We start from the raw sequence: 16,580 nt of genomic DNA on the forward strand, positions 1-16,580 counted from the left end.
CTGAGCAAGCAACCGAGATATCTTTAAAGTCTGATCGGTCAGGGGGCGGGTACGCTTTTCTGCCGGAAAAAGATGTCTGAGCGCAGCGAGTTGTTTTTCCAGAAGAAAAGCGTACCCGCCCCGTGACCAGCCACCAGAAGCCAGGCAAAGCTAAGAAAGCGGCTCCAGATAATCCACCAAAAGCTGCAAATTAGTCCGCCCACGAAACGTATTCGAATCCGGCTTATAAACCACCCGAGCCCCGGTGCGAGTGTAATCAGGCACCTCCGGCCCGGTATTGAACGCAATACCGTCAATAATCCCGCTGCCGTCCACCGGCTGCAAAACCAGCTTCAAATGATTTTCGCCAACAATACGCTGGCTAACCACCCGGAATTCACCATCAAACAAAGGCTCCGGGAAATGCTGCCCCCAAGGGCCGGCGCGCTTCAGCAGGGCTGCGGTTTCAAGCGATAACTCATCAGCACTCAATGGCCCATCAGTAGTAATGGCCGCTTCAAGATCTGCTGCAGTCAAGGTATCCCGCACAGCCCGGTCAAAGGCCTCAGAAAACGCATCCAGATCGCGTCGAGCCAGAGTCATGCCCGCTGCCATAGCGTGGCCGCCGTACTTGTGCATCACTCCGGGATGGCGGGCATCCACTACCGCCAGCACATCACGGATATGCAGCCCCGGGATTGAACGGGCAGAACCCTTTATATCCACGCCATTTTCGTCCGGAGCGAAGGCAATCGTCGGTCGGTGAGTCTGCTCCCGAATCCTTGCAGCAAGAATGCCTATCACACCCTGATGCCAGTCCTGATCAAACAGCGCCAGTCCCCAGGGTAGTCCTTCCAGATCCAGCGACATGGAGGCAAGCAGGTCCTGCGCCTGAGTCTTCATATCCTTTTCAATGGTGCGCCTTTCCCGGTTGAAGGTGTCCAGCTCACGGGCAAGTCGCCGTGCTTCATCCGGGTTGTCAGCCAACAGGCAAGCTATGCCAACGCTCATATCATCCAGCCGGCCCGCAGCATTCAAACGCGGGCCAACTACAAATCCCAAATCGGTTGAACTGATGTTCCCGTGCTCACGGCCTGCTACTTCCAGCAAGGCAAGAATTCCCGGACGAGCTTCACCCTGACGGATTCGGCGCAAACCCTGCTCTACAAAGATACGGTTGTTATGATCCAACGGCACAACGTCGGCCACAGTGCCCAAGGCAACCAAATCCAACAAAGAACCCAGATTGGGTTCAGGCTGCGGCAAGCGGCCAGCATCCCGAAGTTTTTTGCGCAGAGCAGTGAGAACGTAGAACATCACGCCCACACCAGCAGCGTTTTTACTCAGAAAAGCACATCCAGGCTGGTTGGGGTTAACAATAGCGTCTGCATCCGGAAGCGTTTCACCTGCAAGGTGGTGATCCGTAACCACCACCTTGATGCCCAGTCTCCTGGCCGCACTTACCCCTTCAACAGCAGAGATTCCGTTATCGACCGTCACCAGAAGATCTGGCAGCTCGCCTTCTTCCCTTAGTCGCTCAATAATCCCCGGAGTCAGGCCGTAACCGTCGGAAAAGCGACTGGGCACCCGGAAATCTATGCTCTGTAGTCCAAGCATGGAAAGGCCAAGCATGGCGACAGCAGTGCTGGTGGCGCCGTCGGCATCAAAATCCCCGAGCACAAGTACTCGCTGGTTCTGCGCAATGGCATCTGCCAACAGTTCAACTGCTCGATCAATACCACGCAACTCAAAAGGTGAGGCCAGATGTTTAAGGGTATAGCTTAGCTGCGCATCGGAGGTTACACCCCGGGCAGAGTACAAACGGCGGAGTATGGGAGGGAGATCTTGCCCCCAGCCTGGAGTATTGTCCGGCTGGGGGCGACGCAGGATCTTTTTTGGTGTCATACCGTATCAGGCATTCTTCCAGTGTTTTGCTATGAAATCCTGCACGCCAGCGCGGTCATTATCAAGCACCGTGTAGCGCTCTTCCCGCTCAAACAGATCGGCCATATGGGCAGGCAGTTCAGGCTTAACCGTTAGACCGGATTCAGTAATGGCATCCGGGAACTTGGCCGGGTGGGCAGTACCAAGGGTAATCATTGGTATCTCAACATCCCGACGACAGGTTCTGGCTGCGCGTACGCCAATGGCGGTGTGTGGGTCCAGAAGATATTCATTCTGTTCGTACACTTCACGAATGGTGGCGCACGTAGCCTTATCATCAACCGCGGCGCTATCGAACAGCTTGCGAGCCTGCTTCCAGCGGTAGTCTTCGATGCTGACAGGGCCTTTGGATGCGTTTTCCAGCAGCTCTTTCACTGCCAACCCATCGCGACCATGAAGATCAAACAGCAAGCGCTCAAAGTTGCTGGACACCATAATATCCATACTTGGCGACAGCGTGTGCTCAAGCTGGTGCTGTTCGTATTTATTGCCACTCATGAAGCGATGGAGAATGTCATTTCGGTTGGTAGCAATAACCAACTGCGAAATCGGCAGGCCCATTTTCTTCGCAAGATAGCCGGCGAAGATATCGCCGAAGTTTCCGGTAGGCACAGAAAACGCCATGCTGCGATCCGGACCACCAAGGGCCAGGGATGCATGGAAGTAATAGACAATCTGAGCCATGATCCGGGCCCAGTTGATAGAGTTAACCGCGGCCAACCTGGCCTTGCCACCAAGGAAAGACTGGTCGCCGAAGCTCTCTTTCACCATGCGCTGACAGTCATCAAAATTGCCCTTGATGGCAATATTGTGAACGTTGTCACCCAGGACCGTTGTCATCTGACGGCGCTGCACTTCCGACACTCGCTGGTATGGGTGCAGGATAAAGATATCCACGTGCTCGCAGTGGCGGCAACCTTCAATAGCGGCAGACCCGGTATCGCCGGAGGTCGCGCCCATAATCACGGCGTGTTCCTGACGCTTTTCCAGTACGTAGTCCAGCAAGCGGCCCAGCAATTGAAGTGCGAAATCCTTGAATGCCAAGGTTGGCCCGCGGAACAACTCCATTACCCACTCGTTGGTATCAAGCTGCACCAGCGGGGCAACCGCCTTATGGGCAAACGCCGCGTAGGTTTCATCCAACATGTGTCGGAAATCGGCCTCAGGAATGGCCTCTTCCACAAACGGATACATAATGTTGAATGCGAGCTGGGTGTAGGGAAGCCCCCGCCAACTACGGATTTCTTCCAGACTAAAGTGCGGAAGTGATTCCGGCACGTACAGCCCGCCATCGGGAGCCAATCCTGTTAGCAGGACATCTTCAAAGCCCAGTGCGGGTGCTTCTCCCCGCGTACTGATGTATCTCACGTGAGTACCTGTTGGTTAGGGTGTTCTCAGTTAAAGTTTTCAGCGCGAATACGGACAACCGGGCCATCTGTATCAGCCAGGGCTTCCAGTTCTGCAATAGCGCGGTTTACCTGTCGCTCCTGCACCGTATGGGTCAGGATAATGACCGGTATGCGACCATCCTGTACCTCAGATTCTTTCTGCATGATCGACTCGATGTTAATGCCATGCTCACTCAGAATCGACGCAATCTTGGCCAAAACACCCGGGCGATCAAGAGCCGTTATGCGCAGGTAATAAGCAGACTGGATGTCTTCCATGGACAGCACATCAAGCTTTTCCAGGGCATCCGGAGCAAACCCGAGATGGGGCACGCGAAGCGAGCTTCCGCTCGCCACAATCCGGGCAACGTCCACAATATCTGCAATCACAGCGGAAGCCGTTGCTTCGTCGCCGGCACCTGGCCCGTAATACATGGTCTGACCAACAGCATCACCATCCACAAGAACAGCGTTCAGCACGCCATCTACCTGAGCAATCAGGTGACTTTGAGGAACCAGGGTCGGATGCACGCGAAGTTCAATGCCTTCATCACGGCGACGGGCAATGCCCAGATGCTTGATGCGATAGCCTAGCTGCTCGGCGTGGGCGATATCGTAGGGCGTGATCGAAGAGATGCCTTCGGTGAAAGCTTTTTCGAACTGAAGCGGAACGCCAAAGCCAGCGGAAGCCAGAATGGTCAGTTTGTGAGCTGCATCAATGCCTTCCACATCGAACGTGGGGTCGGCTTCTGCGTAACCAAGATCCTGGGCCTCTTTGAGCACATCGGCAAACGCACGGCCAGCGCGCATTTCGGTAAGAATGTAGTTACCCGTGCCGTTGATGATGCCGGCAATCCAGTCGATACGGTTCCCCGCCAAACCTTCGCGAATAGCCTTCATTACAGGGATACCACCTGCTACACCCGCTTCGTAGGCAACAACAACACCCGCCTTTTCTGCTGCAGCAAAAATTTCGTTTCCGTGCACCGCAATCAGGGCCTTATTGGCTGTAACCACGTGCTTGCCATTAGCGATAGCCGTCAGCACAAGCTCCCGCGCAGTGTCGTACCCACCAATCAGTTCAACCACCACATCAACCGCGGGATCATTCACCACGTCAAAAATTTCGGTACTGAAGGCAACGCCACCAAGATCTATATCATCACGATTGCGCCGGCTGGCGACCCGGGTAATCCGGATGTTACAGCCTGCACGGCCCGCAATAAGTGCGGCGTTGCGAGTCAATACATTGAATGTACCGCCGCCAACGGTTCCCAATCCGCAGATTCCGACACTGACGTCTTTCAAGCTCTCACCTCTGATCCCGAAGGGGTCCTGATGTATTGTAATAGTGCAGCATAATGATTCCGCGACACTAAAAGGTCGCATAGTATACCGGTTCAGGGCCGGTTGAATAAGCCCTGAACCAAAAGCCTGTCACATAACTAGGCCCACCCGGAGGAAGCAGTGGCCTGTAAAGGATTTAAAGCAGCCCCAGCCCCTCGGCAAGGTTTCTGGCCGGCACAAAACCAGGCACGATATTACCGTCTTCCAGCACAATCGCCGGAGTGCCCGTTACGCCAACACGCTGCCCAAGCTCATACTGCTCCAACACTGGATTATCACAGGTTGCCGCAGGAACAGTATGACCAGCTTTAGCTGCATTCATTGCAGACTGCTGGTCTTCAGCGCACCAAACAGAAACGTATTTTACAAAAGATGGCGAACCGGGCTTGGAGCGCGGGTAAGCGTAATAATTCACCGTGATACCGTAGTCATTGAGTTTTGGAACCTCGTCATGGAGCTTGCGGCAATACGGGCAATCAATGTCGGTGAACACATCAATCACCGCCTTTTCATCACTGGCCTTGTAACTGATAAGGCCGTCCCTTCCAAAGTCGGTCATAGCCTTGTGCCGCGCATTTGCTTTGGTCTCTTTGGTGACGTTGGCAATGCCCATACTGGTAACCTTCAACAAATCACCGGTAAACAGGTACTGGCCATCCTGGGTGGCATACACGGTCTCACCACCCCCACTCTGAATCTCATAGAGCCCCTTCGCCTCAGATTCGCGAACCGACACTATTTCCAGCCCGGGTATGGCACTGGATAGGCGCTCACTAATTTTGTCTTCAACATCACCAGCAACGCTGAAGGCTGATCCCAGAACCCCGACCGCCATTAGCACCAACATAAACCACTGTTTTACATTCATTCTGGAAAACACACCTATTCAGCAGAGTAATTAAGGGGCTTGCGAAACTGTGTTCACAAACCATGAAATGGTTCTTTTAGCCAAAACCGTGCGACAGCAGCTTGTAAAGAAAGTTCAGAGCGCCACCTTACCTAAAAACCGCAATATCAGCCACGGGGGTGATGAGCCTTATGCAACGATTGTAAACGCTGGCGCGCGACATGGGTGTATATCTGGGTCGTGGAAAGGTCAGAGTGCCCCAACAGCATCTGAACCACACGCAAATCTGCACCATGATTAAGCAGATGTGTTGCAAAGGCATGACGGAGCGTGTGGGGCGACAAGTGCTTACGAATACCTGTTCGGGTGGCGTAGTGGCGAACCCTGTACCAGAAAGTTTGGCGCGTCATGGCCGCAGCGCGATTTCCCGGAAAAAGCGCATCACAGGCCCGCCCCTTCAGAAGCTCCGGGCGACCTTCTTTCATATACAGGACAAGCCAATCTATCGCCTCCTCACCCAGCGGAACCAGGCGCTCTTTGTCGCCCTTTCCGGTCACACGTATGACCCCCTGCCGCAGGTTTACCTGATCCACCCGCAGGCCGGTGAGTTCAGATACTCGCAGACCACAGCCATACAGTATCTCCAGCATGGCCTTATCACGCTGCTCAATGGGCAAACCCGGATCTGGCTCAGCCAAAAGCGCGTCCACTTCATCTTCTGTCAACGAGTCCGGCAGGCGACGCGGCAAACGGGGGCTGTCGATGCGCAAGGTGGGGTCTTCAGAGATCAGCTGCTCGCGAAGAAGAAAGCGGTAAAACCGACGAATACCCGAGAGGCGACGAGCAGCGGTAGACGTTTTTAGACCCCGGGTGAATCCGCTGGCCATCCACGCAAGCAAATCCGTTCGCCGCACCTCAGTTAGCAATAACCGCCCCGGCTGCTCCTCCAGCCACGCGGCCAGACGCTGCAAATCGCTGCGGTAGGCTTCGCGGGTTTGCTCGCCCAGCCCGTCTTCCAGCCAGACTGCATCAACAAACCGGGCAATTGCCGCTTCATTTTCTGGTCTCATACCCCAACCCCTAACAGCCTCGCCAGGTACAATGAGCATTCTGGCTTGCCAGAAACGAAAAAGGCAGCCCTCAGGCTGCCTTTTTTCACTGCAAGGTTGCTCAGCAAAAAGCTGATCAGCCCAGCTTTTCCTTGATACGTGCTGCCTTGCCCGAAAGCTCGCGCAGGTAGTAAAGCTTGGCTTGACGTACTTCACCACGACGCTTCACAGCAACACTGTCGATCAGCTTGGAGAAAGTCTGGAAAGTACGCTCAACGCCTACGCCGTAGGAAATCTTCCGTACGGTGAATGACGAGTTCATGCCACGGTTACGCTTACCGATAACAACGCCCTCAAACGCCTGCAGACGCTCACGGTTGCCTTCAGTTACACGAACCTGAACAACCACGGTATCACCCGGCGCAAACGCGGGTACTTCCTTGGTCATCTGTTCTGTTTCAAGTTGATTGATGATGTTGTTCTTGCCGCTCATCGTAATGCTCCTGATACCCAATCTTTTAATGCCCTGATTATTCAGAGGCACACGGTTCGTTTAAAATCTCACCCAGCAACTCACGCTCTTCATCCGTAAGCACCCGCTTTTCAAGCAGGTCGGGGCGTCGTTCCCGGGTTCGCCTCAGCGACTGTTTAAGTCGCCAACGCCGGATCTGATCATGGTGACCGCCCAACAAAATATCCGGCACCGCCTGACCTTCGTATACTTCGGGCCGGGTGTAGTGCGGACAATCCAGCAAACCGTCAGCAAAAGAATCCTGCTCTGCTGACTGCGCATGACCCAGCGCTCCGGGGATGAGGCGTGTAACCGCATCAATAACAGTCATCGCTGCCAGTTCACCACCAGAGAGTACAAAATCTCCCAGTGATATTTCCCGGTCGACTTCTGTCGCTAGCAGGCGCTCATCAACACCTTCATAACGCCCCGCTACCAGAATCAACCGCTCTTCTGCAGCAAGTGACTCAACAACCGCCTGGTTCAGTGTTTCACCCTGAGGTGAAAGATAAACCACACAGGCCTTGCCTGGCGCCGCTTTCCGCGCTGCGTGAATGGCATCCCTGAGCGGCTGAATTTTCATCAGCATCCCGGGGCCACCCCCGTAGGGACGGTCATCAACGGTGCGGTGACGATCCTGGGTAAAGTCGCGAGGATTCCAGCTCTCGAAGGTCAACAGACCATCGCGCACTGCCCTGCTCGTTACCCCGTATTCCGTTACCGCCTGGAACATCTCCGGAAACAGACTGACTGCGCCAATCCACACCCGTCAGAACTCCGGATCCCAGTCTGCGATCAGTTTGTGCTCTGCCAGATTCACTTCCCGAACAACTTGCTCAGGAAGGTATGGAATCAGGCGCTCACGTTGATCGATGGAGCCCGCAGTTGCATGCACCACCAGAACATCATTAGAGCCGGTTTCTATGAGGTGATCCACTCGCCCAAGGCATTCGCCCTCAACCGTGAACACATCAAGCCCCTGCAACTGACGCCAATAAAATTCCCCTTCAGGAAGTTCAGGCAGCTCAGAAGTGGGCACCCTGACCTCGGCACCACAGTATGTCCGGGCCTGATCACGATCATTAATACCTTTAAGCCTTACAACGATCGCCTTGCCTTGCCGGCGACCCTCTTCAAGCTTTGCCGGAATACGCTTACCGTCCAGATCGAGAACCCAGTTGGTATAGCCAAGTATTCCGTCAATGGGGTCGGTGAAGGAATAAACCTTTAACCACCCCTTAACCCCAAACACCGAGGTAATCCGACCGATCACAGTTTCCTGCGAATTCTGCGTCATACAACAACCTCGGTAGTCAGTAAAAGCTTACTCAGCAGCCTTGAGCAGCTGCGCAACGCGATCGCTGGTCTGTGCACCCTGGCCAACCCAGTAATTCACACGGTCGCGATCAATACGGAGACGCTCTTCCTGACCGCGTGCGATCGGGTTGAAAAAGCCTACGCGCTCAATGAAAGCGCCGTCACGTGCATTGCGGCTGTCAGTGACTGTCAGATGATAGAACGGGCGCTTCTTGGAGCCGCCGCGAGCCAAACGGATTGTTACCATTTAACCAATATCCTGTTCTGTTATACGAACTTTGTACGTTTCACGCCTGCCACTATAGTGACTGACGCGGAGACCCATACTCGAAAGGGGCGCTATTCTATGCTAAATGAGCGCCAAAGAAAACAGGCAAACTAACTGTTTGCAGGTTTTCCATGTAAGGCTTTTTACATACGGCCAAATGGAGGCATTCCACCGCCGCCACCGCCCGGCGGCATCATACCACCAAGACCGCGCATCATATTCGCCATTCCACCTTTTTTGCTAAACTTTTTCATCATTTTTTGCATCTGCTTATGCTGCTTGAGCAGACGATTCACATCTTGTATCTGCGTTCCGGAACCTGCGGCAATGCGGCGCTTACGGGAATTATTGATTACATCCGGGTAGCGACGCTCTTTTGGCGTCATCGAACAAATGATCGCCTCCAATTGCCCCATCGACTTATCGTTAACCTGCTGCTGCGCCGCCTGAGCCATCTGCCCCATTCCGGGAAGCTTATCCATCAAGCCACCGATACCGCCCATATTCTTCATTTGCTGAAGCTGGTCGCGGAAATCTTCCAGATCAAAGCTTTTGCCTTTTTTGATTTTTTTGGTGAGTTTCTGAGCCTTCTTCTGGTCCAGCTTGCGCTCGGCTTCCTCGATAAGGGACAGAACATCGCCCATACCCAATATCCGGGAAGCAACCCGATCCGGGTGGAACGGTTCCAGGGCATCCGACTTCTCGCCAACACCCAGAAACTTGATGGGCTTACCCGTAACATGCCTGACCGAAAGCGCAGCACCACCGCGGGCATCGCCGTCAGTTTTCGTTAAAATCACACCGGTCAGCGGCAAGGCATCGTTGAATGCCTTGGCAGTATTGGCAGCATCCTGCCCGGTCATGGCATCAACCACGAACAGGGTTTCTATCGGATTGACCGCCTTATGCAACCGACCAATCTCGCCCATCATCTGCTCATCGACATGCAAGCGACCGGCGGTATCGAGGATAACCACATCGATATGCTTCTTGCGGGCAGCAGCTACAGCACCTTCCGCGATGACAACAGGATCCTGATCAGCGGTACTGGGAAAAAACTCAACACCCACCTCGCCTGCCAAAGTCTCCAACTGCTTGATCGCAGCCGGCCGATAAACATCGGCACTCACGACCATTACTGATTTCTTGTGCCGCTCCTTGAGAAAACGCGACAACTTCGCAACCGTGGTGGTTTTACCCGCACCCTGAAGACCTGCCATCATGATTACGGCGGGAGGCTGAACGGCAAGATTGAGGGTTTCATTCCCCTCACCCATGACCCGTTCCAGCTCCTGCTGAACAACCTTGATAAAGACCTGGCCCGGGGAAAGGCTGCGCTGAACTTCCTGCCCGATAGCGCGCTGACGGACACCCTCTACAAAGTCTTTCACCACTGGTAGGGCGACGTCCGCCTCCAGCAGTGCCATGCGCACTTCCCGGAGAGTGTCCTTTATATTATCTTCGGTGAGCCGCGCCTGACCGGAAATCTTGCGCAGGCTACCGGAAAGTCGGTCTTGGAGATTCTCAAACATGTTGCTCTTCCGTTCCCCGGGTAAATTGAGTGCACAAACCTCAGAGCCAGCTTCGGCTCCTTGATTCCTGTTGCATAATCACGACATTATAACCAGACTATCGTCCTGAAACGACCAACCCGGTCAAATCGACAGCTATATCTGTCGATCTCCAGCCAGCACAGTGGTTAATAAAGGAAGTTATGGGAACGCTGATTCTCGCGGTCACCTCTCTTTTTCTGTACAGCGTCGGCACCGCTTTGCAGGCGCTCCACTTCCGTGGTCGCGTGCACAGCAATATCGCGATAACCACCCTTATCGGCATGCTGGCGCTCACGTCTCACGGGCTTTTGATCTCGCAGACCATCTACCACGATGGAGGTGTCGATCTGGGTTTTTTCAAAAGCTCGGTTCTGATCTCCTGGTTAATCGTGTTTTTACTGCTGGGCCTGAACCTGAGAAAACCGGTTCAAAGCCTGTTCCTCGGCGTTTACCCGCTTGCAGCGCTGACCATCATAATGACACTGATTACTCATACGCCATCGCGACTGGTATCTGACGAAAGCTATGGAGTACTGTCTCACATCGCACTGTCTGTCACAGCCTACAGCCTGTTCTCTCTTGCGGCTATACAAGCAATCCTGCTTTATTTTCAGAACCGGCAGCTCAAACAAAATTATAACAGCCCGCTGATACGTAATTTGCCGCCGCTCCAAACCATGGAATCACTGCTCTTCGAAATGGTCTGGGCTGGCGTTGTCATGTTAACCCTGGCCATCATTACCGGCGCTGTATTCATAGAAAATCTTTTCGCCCAGAATCTGGCCCATAAAACCGTATTTTCCATACTGTCGCTGCTGGTCTTTATAGCCCTGCTTGTGGGCCGCTATACCAAGGGCTGGCGAGGCATGACGGCAAGCCGCTGGACACTGGCCGGCTGCGCCCTTCTCATGGTGGCCTTTTACGGCAGCAAATTCGCACTTGAACTGGTATTCCAGAGGGGCGGCTGATATCTGGCCCACAATCTCTTGACACCAGGCACAATCACAACCTATTTTCGCTACTTGTCAGCAACATAAGGACACCTCTGGTTTGGACGGTACATCGCTTACTGCGCTGTCGATTATTCTCGTCGGGCTGATCATGCTGTCGGCATTCTTTTCCAGCTCTGAAACCGGAATGATGTCTCTTAACCGGTATCGCCTCAAACATATGGCCAAGACCGGCCATAAAGGCGCCAAACGGGCACAGGGGCTGCTGAAACGCACCGATCAGCTCATCGGCATCATTCTGATCGGCAACAACTTCGTCAACATTCTGGCATCATCTATAGCCACTGTTATAGCAATAAGGCTTTGGGGCGACGCCGGTATCGCCATCGCCACGCTGCTGCTGACCATCGTCATCCTGATTTTTGCGGAGGTCACCCCCAAGACTCTGGCCGCCCTGTTCCCTGAAAAAATTGCTTTTCCAGCAAGCTATATTCTTGGGCCCCTGCTGAAAATCCTTTATCCGATTGTATGGGCGGTCAACCTGTTTACCGGCGCCATTCTCTGGGTCCTCCGGATTTCTCCAAATGACTCAGCCAGCGACCATCTGAGCCGCGAAGAGCTGAGGACTCTGGTAAACGAGGCAGGCGCCCTGATCCCGACCAAACACAAGGATATGCTGGTCAGTATCCTCGATCTCGAAAAGGTCACCGTTAACGACATCATGGTGCCCCGCAATGAGGTTTCCGGCATCGATCTGGACGACGACACTGACACCATTTTGCGCCAATTAAGAAATAGCCAGCACACTCGCCTGCCGGTATTCAAAGGTGACATCAATAACATTCAGGGCATCCTGCACCTGCGTAGCGCAACAAAACTGCTGCAGCAAGATGAGATAAGCAAGCCCATGATCATGCAGCTATGCCAGGAGCCCTACTTCGTTCCCGAAAGCACACCACTGAACACGCAACTCATTAACTTCCAGAAGGGAAAACGCCGGTTTGGTATTGTCGTGGATGAGTATGGCGATGTACTTGGGCTCGCAACTCTTGAGGATATTCTGGAAGAGATCGTTGGCGAATTCACAACAGACTACGCTGCAGCCAGCCCCGACATCATCCCCCAGGAAGACGGTACGTTTATTGTTGATGGCACCGCATCCGTGCGCTCAATCAACAAATCCCTTGGTTGGAAACTGCCCACAGACGGCCCCAAGACCCTCAACGGCTTAATCACCGAAACCCTTGAGAATATACCGGACACCAACGTATGCCTGAGGGTCGATGGGCACCGGGTAGAGGTACTCCAAATCAAAGACAACGTTGTGAAAGCCGCAATTGTGCACCCCAAGAAGCGCAAAAAACGCGCACTCTCCATCGTTTAAGCCATCCTGTCCTCACTTCGCTATAGACGTTCCAGTTATAGCGAAGCCCTTTCTTGAAAGATCAAAATGTAACCAGCTCCTTGACGCATATCAATCTACCGCCAACACTCAATGGGAACACTGAAAAACAATAATGCTAAGGAGTTTATCCATGAGCTTGTCGCACACTTTTGGTCTTCTGACCCACCCTGATCAGCAATGGAAAGCCATTCGGAAAGATTCCGAGTCCACCACCCAACTCTATCTTGGACACGTACTGCTTCTCGCTCTTATCCCCGCCCTGGCCGGTTTCTTCGGAACCACCCAGGTAGGCTGGCAGATTGGTGACGGACAAGTCACACGCCTTTCCGTAAACAGCGCGTTAAGCCTGTCCGTGCTGTTCTATGCTGCCATGCTGGCAGGCATTTTCATTCTTGGTAAATTCATTGATTTCTTTGCAGCAACCTACGATGCGGTAGACAACGCGCCCAGGGGCGTAGCAATGGCGGCCTATACCGCCACACCCATGTTCCTTATCGGAGTTATCGCAGCCTACCCTAATATATGGGTAAACATGCTGGCAGGGCTCATTGCCATTGCGTATGCGGTGTATCTTCTTTATGAAGGCCTCCCCATCCTCATGAAAATCCCCGAGGAGCGAGGATTCATGTTTGCCACAGCGGTGCTGACAGTTGGGTTGATCATGTTTGTCGCACTTCTTGCTATCAGTGTCGTTATCTGGAGCGTTGGAATTGGCCCGGTCTATGTAAGCTAGGAGGCAACCCCAGCCACTACACCTTCACACCATTAAATCAATCAAGGGTGCTCCGCTGGGTCACCCTTTTTTGCGGATAAGAGCACTGGTTAGATTTTATTCATGTTATCCCGGCAGAAAATGCGGTAAATTTAGCCTATAACTAAAAAACAGAAAGTCTAACTCGGTCATGTACCCGGTTGAGCCGTAAACAGGAGTCGGCCATGAACAAGCAGTCCGGCATACATTACCTCCGTGAGCACAGGGAAGCGGGAAGCAGCGAGCCGGTTCCTGTGGAGGTCACCCGCATCCGCGACACAGTCGTCGCCGGGCTCGGAGATCTATTGCAGGGCGCGTTTGATGCCGTTGATGATTCGCTGTTCGAACTGGCAAACAATGCCCGCAGCAACAACGAGCAGAACCGCTATTTTGAAGCCATGCGGGAAATCCGCATCAAGCGCAAAGGCGTGGAGCGCCACTTCCAGAATACCGTTGCACAATTTTTTGCAAATCCCCCCCATACGGTTCAACTGCACGAAGACACCTTGGGGCGGCAAGCAAACGCAGACAACCTGGCACTCGTTGGCAACGATGATCTTGAAGAGCAAGTAGCTCTTAATGCCATGATCACCAAAGCTAAAGCGCATTTCCAGGGGCCGCTCATTCAGCTTCAAACTCGCTTTAGCCATGTCTATGATGGTGCCTCTGAGGAGTCACCGGTCAACCCTATGGCGCCGGAGCATCTTTGCAGCGCGTTCACCGAAGCGATTCAGGCTCTGGAAATTCAAATCCGGGAACGATTGATTCTGCTCAAGCAGTTTGATCGTTATGTTGTTTCCAATCTGGGCATGCTTCTGGATGAAGCCAACAGGATTCTCGTTCAAGCAGGAGTTATTCCCAACTTCCGCTATCACGGGAAAACCGGGACGCAGCACAGCAGCGCTACGGAGAGCCAGGAATCTTCCGAAAGCTCCGCCGCTCATGAAAGCCAGTCAAGTGGTGACCAGGGCAGCAACGCCGTCTTCGAACAGATACATCAGCTGCTGGCTCGCCAGAGGGCCAATGCCGGCATACCATCGCGTCAATACAGCTCAGACATACGCGTTATCGGCGGCAACGAATTGGTCAGCCTGCTGGCTGCGCTGCCTTTAAATACCCAGCCAGACGCCCAACTTAACCTCAGCGAGGGCGATCCGCTTACTATCGATCTCCTCAGCGTCGTACAACAGATTCTGGCCCAGGCCCAAACAAACGACGGCAAGAAGCCTGCGCTGAAGGAGATGGATGAGGATCTGATCAACCTCGTATCCATGTTATTTGAGTTCATCCTTGACGATTACAACTTGTCAGCACCGGTTCAGGTTTTGATCAGTCGGCTGCAGATACCCATCCTTAAAGTTGTTATCAAAGACAAAAGCTTTTTCAGCAAGACTGCCCATCCCGCGCGCAAACTGCTTAATGCTCTTGCCCGCGCAGGTATTGGTTGGAGCAACAGCGACGAAAAAGCGCGAGATAAGCTGTATGAAAAAATTCACAGCATTGTGCAGCGAATCCTTAGTGAATTTGATGGTGATATAACTCTTTTCGAAACCCTGAATGAAGAGTTTGAAGAGTTTCTTGCCAGAGAAAACCGGAAATCGTCTCTTGTAGAGCAGCGCACTCGTGAATCTGAGCGTGGCCGCATCAAATCCCAGAAGGCCCAGGAAATGGTCGACCGGGTAATAAAAGAACGAATAGCGCGCTACCGCCTCCCCGAACCTGTCCATAATATCCTTATTAATGGCTGGAGCCGGTTTATGTTCCTTGCATACCTGCGGGACGATGTGGAGCATCGCTGGCAAGAAAGCGTCAAAGTCGTTGACGATCTGATCTGGTGTCTTCACCCGCATCAGGAAGACACTGAAAGGGACCAGTGGGTACGCGTTGTACCTGGCCTTCTCAAGTCGCTCAGAGCGGGCCTGGAAGAGGTTTCATATAACGCCACCAAGCTTGATGACACCATGAGCTTACTCAAACATGAGCTGGCAGAAGCGTTCCGCGCAAGTTCCAGTATGGAGGTCGCGGAAGAGCCACCCGCTCAGGAAGAGCCAAAGGATGAAGCCAAGAGCCAGGCTGAGCCCGAAGATGCAGTGATCGCCGAGTTCATGGCTCAGGTTGATAGCCTGGAAATTGGCCACTGGGTTGAGTTCAGGCTGGTTAATGGTGCAAGCTTCCGCTGCAAGCTGTCCGCAATCATTGAGGAAGCGGACTGTTTTGTCTTTGTAAATCGCATGGGGCTTAAAGTCATCGAAAAGACCCGCACCGACCTTGCCCATGAAATGCGACGAGGAAGAATGACACGGCTTGAGCAAGGGGCCCTCATCGACCGGGCACTGGATGCCGTTGTTGGTTCCCTACGTAGTAAAACTGCTTGACCTGGCCTGGGCCTGCAATCACCTTGCGGGCCCAGCGTCTGGCGCAGTGAACACTTGGCAGTAAAGGAGATACCTGAGTTAAATGCTGGAGCACGGCAGCAACAACAGCCTTCCGGCGAAGCATCGGATCGCCCTAGCCTTATCAACCGCCTTCCTGATTCATACGCTGCTATTATCCGGGTTTCCTGCCATTCTTCCGGATTTACCCATCCGGCACAGGCACCAGCTAAACCTGGAGTTGGTAGCAGTAGATAGCAGCCAGGGAATACCCGCATCTGCAAATCCGCAACGGCCAAACGATACGCCCGAACCCCGCAACCCGCCCTTTGAGGTACCGCCCCAAAACACCCCCGGGCTGACAACGCCAGAAGTTACAACAACCAACTCTCAACAAAAAATTTCTGTCGGCAGCAAGGTACAAGCTACAACGCCAAACAATAAAGCCGACGCCACGCAAACAACGGCAACCCCATCTACCTCGGGCGCACAATCCAATTCCGGGGTCCGCACTCAGGTTGCGGACAAGCAAACGACAGAAGATGTCACAAAAATAACTCTGTCACCCAGCGAACAGGATCCTTACTTGATAAAGCTGGCAACGCACTTGGCAACGAAGCTTGAAACACTGAGGATACCCGCTATCAGGCAGCTGACTGATACAAGCACCATGGAACTGGAGCTTCAGCTACTGAGCAATGGGGCATTAACACGGGCCAGGGTGGTCAAATCGACAGGTATTCAACAAATAGATCTTGCAGCCTACCAGGCCGCGCTGTCAGCGAGTCCTTACCCGGAGCCGCCACCTGATCAGAAAAGCAAAAGCCGCTTCGAAGTAAAACTGGTGTTTTCTCCGTCGCGGCTTTAATTGGCGGACCTGCACTCCAGGCAGGTAAAGA

General features: G+C 53.4%; 15 protein-coding genes. 5 read left to right on the forward strand and 10 right to left on the reverse strand.

Annotated features, from left to right (window positions below):
* Positions 1-150: 150 nt before the first annotated feature.
* The 10 genes from recJ to ffh all read right to left on the reverse strand — a co-directional run bounded on the left by recJ (position 151) and on the right by ffh (position 10,182).
* Entirely contained in the window at positions 151-1,884 is a 1,734-nt protein-coding gene (gene recJ, locus RKA07_RS17040; protein WP_200201914.1) for a single-stranded-DNA-specific exonuclease RecJ, read from the reverse strand.
* 6 nt (positions 1,885-1,890) lie between these two features.
* Positions 1,891-3,291 (reverse strand): threonine synthase, encoded by a 1,401-nt coding sequence (gene thrC, locus RKA07_RS17045; protein WP_200201915.1) that lies wholly within the window; start codon positions 3,289-3,291, stop codon positions 1,891-1,893.
* Between the two features lie 26 nt (positions 3,292-3,317).
* The gene (locus RKA07_RS17050) at positions 3,318-4,619 is read right to left on the reverse strand and encodes a homoserine dehydrogenase (protein ID WP_200201916.1); all 1,302 of its coding nucleotides are present in this window, start codon (positions 4,617-4,619) and stop codon (positions 3,318-3,320) included.
* A gap of 175 nt (positions 4,620-4,794) precedes the next feature.
* Positions 4,795-5,526, reverse strand: coding sequence for a DsbC family protein (locus RKA07_RS17055; RefSeq protein ID WP_200370144.1), 732 nt, complete (start codon positions 5,524-5,526; stop codon positions 4,795-4,797).
* Positions 5,527-5,672: 146 nt separating this feature from the next.
* The gene (xerD, locus tag RKA07_RS17060) at positions 5,673-6,575 is read right to left on the reverse strand and encodes a site-specific tyrosine recombinase XerD (RefSeq protein WP_310966907.1); all 903 of its coding nucleotides are present in this window, start codon (positions 6,573-6,575) and stop codon (positions 5,673-5,675) included.
* A gap of 115 nt (positions 6,576-6,690) precedes the next feature.
* On the reverse strand, positions 6,691-7,047 hold the full coding sequence (gene rplS, locus RKA07_RS17065) for a 50S ribosomal protein L19 (RefSeq protein WP_200201919.1): 357 nt from the start codon (positions 7,045-7,047) through the stop codon (positions 6,691-6,693).
* 37 nt (positions 7,048-7,084) lie between these two features.
* The gene (trmD, locus tag RKA07_RS17070) at positions 7,085-7,831 is read right to left on the reverse strand and encodes a tRNA (guanosine(37)-N1)-methyltransferase TrmD (protein ID WP_200201920.1); all 747 of its coding nucleotides are present in this window, start codon (positions 7,829-7,831) and stop codon (positions 7,085-7,087) included.
* Positions 7,832-7,834: 3 nt separating this feature from the next.
* Entirely contained in the window at positions 7,835-8,362 is a 528-nt protein-coding gene (gene rimM, locus RKA07_RS17075) for a ribosome maturation factor RimM (protein WP_200201921.1), read from the reverse strand.
* 27 nt (positions 8,363-8,389) lie between these two features.
* Positions 8,390-8,629 carry a 30S ribosomal protein S16 gene (gene rpsP / locus RKA07_RS17080; RefSeq protein WP_200201922.1) on the reverse strand — a complete coding sequence of 80 codons (240 nt, stop codon included), beginning with the start codon at positions 8,627-8,629 and terminating at the stop codon, positions 8,390-8,392.
* Between the two features lie 164 nt (positions 8,630-8,793).
* A complete protein-coding gene (gene ffh, locus RKA07_RS17085; protein WP_310966908.1) occupies positions 8,794-10,182 on the reverse strand; it encodes a signal recognition particle protein in 1,389 nt (462 codons plus the stop codon).
* A gap of 182 nt (positions 10,183-10,364) precedes the next feature.
* Between ffh and RKA07_RS17090 the strand changes: the two genes are divergently transcribed.
* The 5 genes from RKA07_RS17090 (at position 10,365) to RKA07_RS17110 (ending at position 16,549) form a co-directional block, all read left to right on the forward strand.
* The gene (locus RKA07_RS17090) at positions 10,365-11,171 is read left to right on the forward strand and encodes a cytochrome C assembly family protein (protein ID WP_200201924.1); all 807 of its coding nucleotides are present in this window, start codon (positions 10,365-10,367) and stop codon (positions 11,169-11,171) included.
* 82 nt (positions 11,172-11,253) lie between these two features.
* Positions 11,254-12,537, forward strand: a complete 1,284-nt coding sequence (locus RKA07_RS17095; RefSeq protein WP_200201925.1) for an HlyC/CorC family transporter — start codon at positions 11,254-11,256, stop codon at positions 12,535-12,537.
* A gap of 151 nt (positions 12,538-12,688) precedes the next feature.
* Positions 12,689-13,291, forward strand: coding sequence for a Yip1 family protein (locus RKA07_RS17100; RefSeq protein WP_200201926.1), 603 nt, complete (start codon positions 12,689-12,691; stop codon positions 13,289-13,291).
* Between the two features lie 203 nt (positions 13,292-13,494).
* On the forward strand, positions 13,495-15,684 hold the full coding sequence (locus RKA07_RS17105; protein ID WP_310966909.1) for a DUF1631 domain-containing protein: 2,190 nt from the start codon (positions 13,495-13,497) through the stop codon (positions 15,682-15,684).
* Positions 15,685-15,766: 82 nt separating this feature from the next.
* On the forward strand, positions 15,767-16,549 hold the full coding sequence (locus RKA07_RS17110) for an energy transducer TonB family protein (RefSeq protein ID WP_200201928.1): 783 nt from the start codon (positions 15,767-15,769) through the stop codon (positions 16,547-16,549).
* The last annotated feature ends 31 nt before the right edge of the window (positions 16,550-16,580 follow it).

It is taken from the genome of Marinobacter xiaoshiensis, from assembly GCF_031631795.1.
In the GTDB taxonomy this organism is placed as follows: Bacteria; Pseudomonadota; Gammaproteobacteria; order Pseudomonadales; family Oleiphilaceae; genus Marinobacter; species Marinobacter xiaoshiensis.

Bases quoted from the DNA above. Each gene is read 5' to 3' on its own strand.
- xerD (WP_310966907.1), bottom strand. From the start codon at position 6,575: ATGAGACCAGAAAATGAAGCGGCAATTGCCCGGTTTGTTGATGCAGTC.
- ffh (WP_310966908.1), bottom strand. From the start codon at position 10,182: ATGTTTGAGAATCTCCAAGACCGACTTTCCGGTAGCCTGCGCAAGATT.
- RKA07_RS17090 (WP_200201924.1), top strand. From the start codon at position 10,365: ATGGGAACGCTGATTCTCGCGGTCACCTCTCTTTTTCTGTACAGCGTC.
- RKA07_RS17055 (WP_200370144.1), bottom strand. From the start codon at position 5,526: ATGAATGTAAAACAGTGGTTTATGTTGGTGCTAATGGCGGTCGGGGTT.
- recJ (WP_200201914.1), bottom strand. From the start codon at position 1,884: ATGACACCAAAAAAGATCCTGCGTCGCCCCCAGCCGGACAATACTCCA.
- rpsP (WP_200201922.1), bottom strand. From the start codon at position 8,629: ATGGTAACAATCCGTTTGGCTCGCGGCGGCTCCAAGAAGCGCCCGTTC.
- RKA07_RS17100 (WP_200201926.1), top strand. From the start codon at position 12,689: ATGAGCTTGTCGCACACTTTTGGTCTTCTGACCCACCCTGATCAGCAA.
- rimM (WP_200201921.1), bottom strand. From the start codon at position 8,362: ATGACGCAGAATTCGCAGGAAACTGTGATCGGTCGGATTACCTCGGTG.
- RKA07_RS17110 (WP_200201928.1), top strand. From the start codon at position 15,767: ATGCTGGAGCACGGCAGCAACAACAGCCTTCCGGCGAAGCATCGGATC.
- rplS (WP_200201919.1), bottom strand. From the start codon at position 7,047: ATGAGCGGCAAGAACAACATCATCAATCAACTTGAAACAGAACAGATG.
- RKA07_RS17105 (WP_310966909.1), top strand. From the start codon at position 13,495: ATGAACAAGCAGTCCGGCATACATTACCTCCGTGAGCACAGGGAAGCG.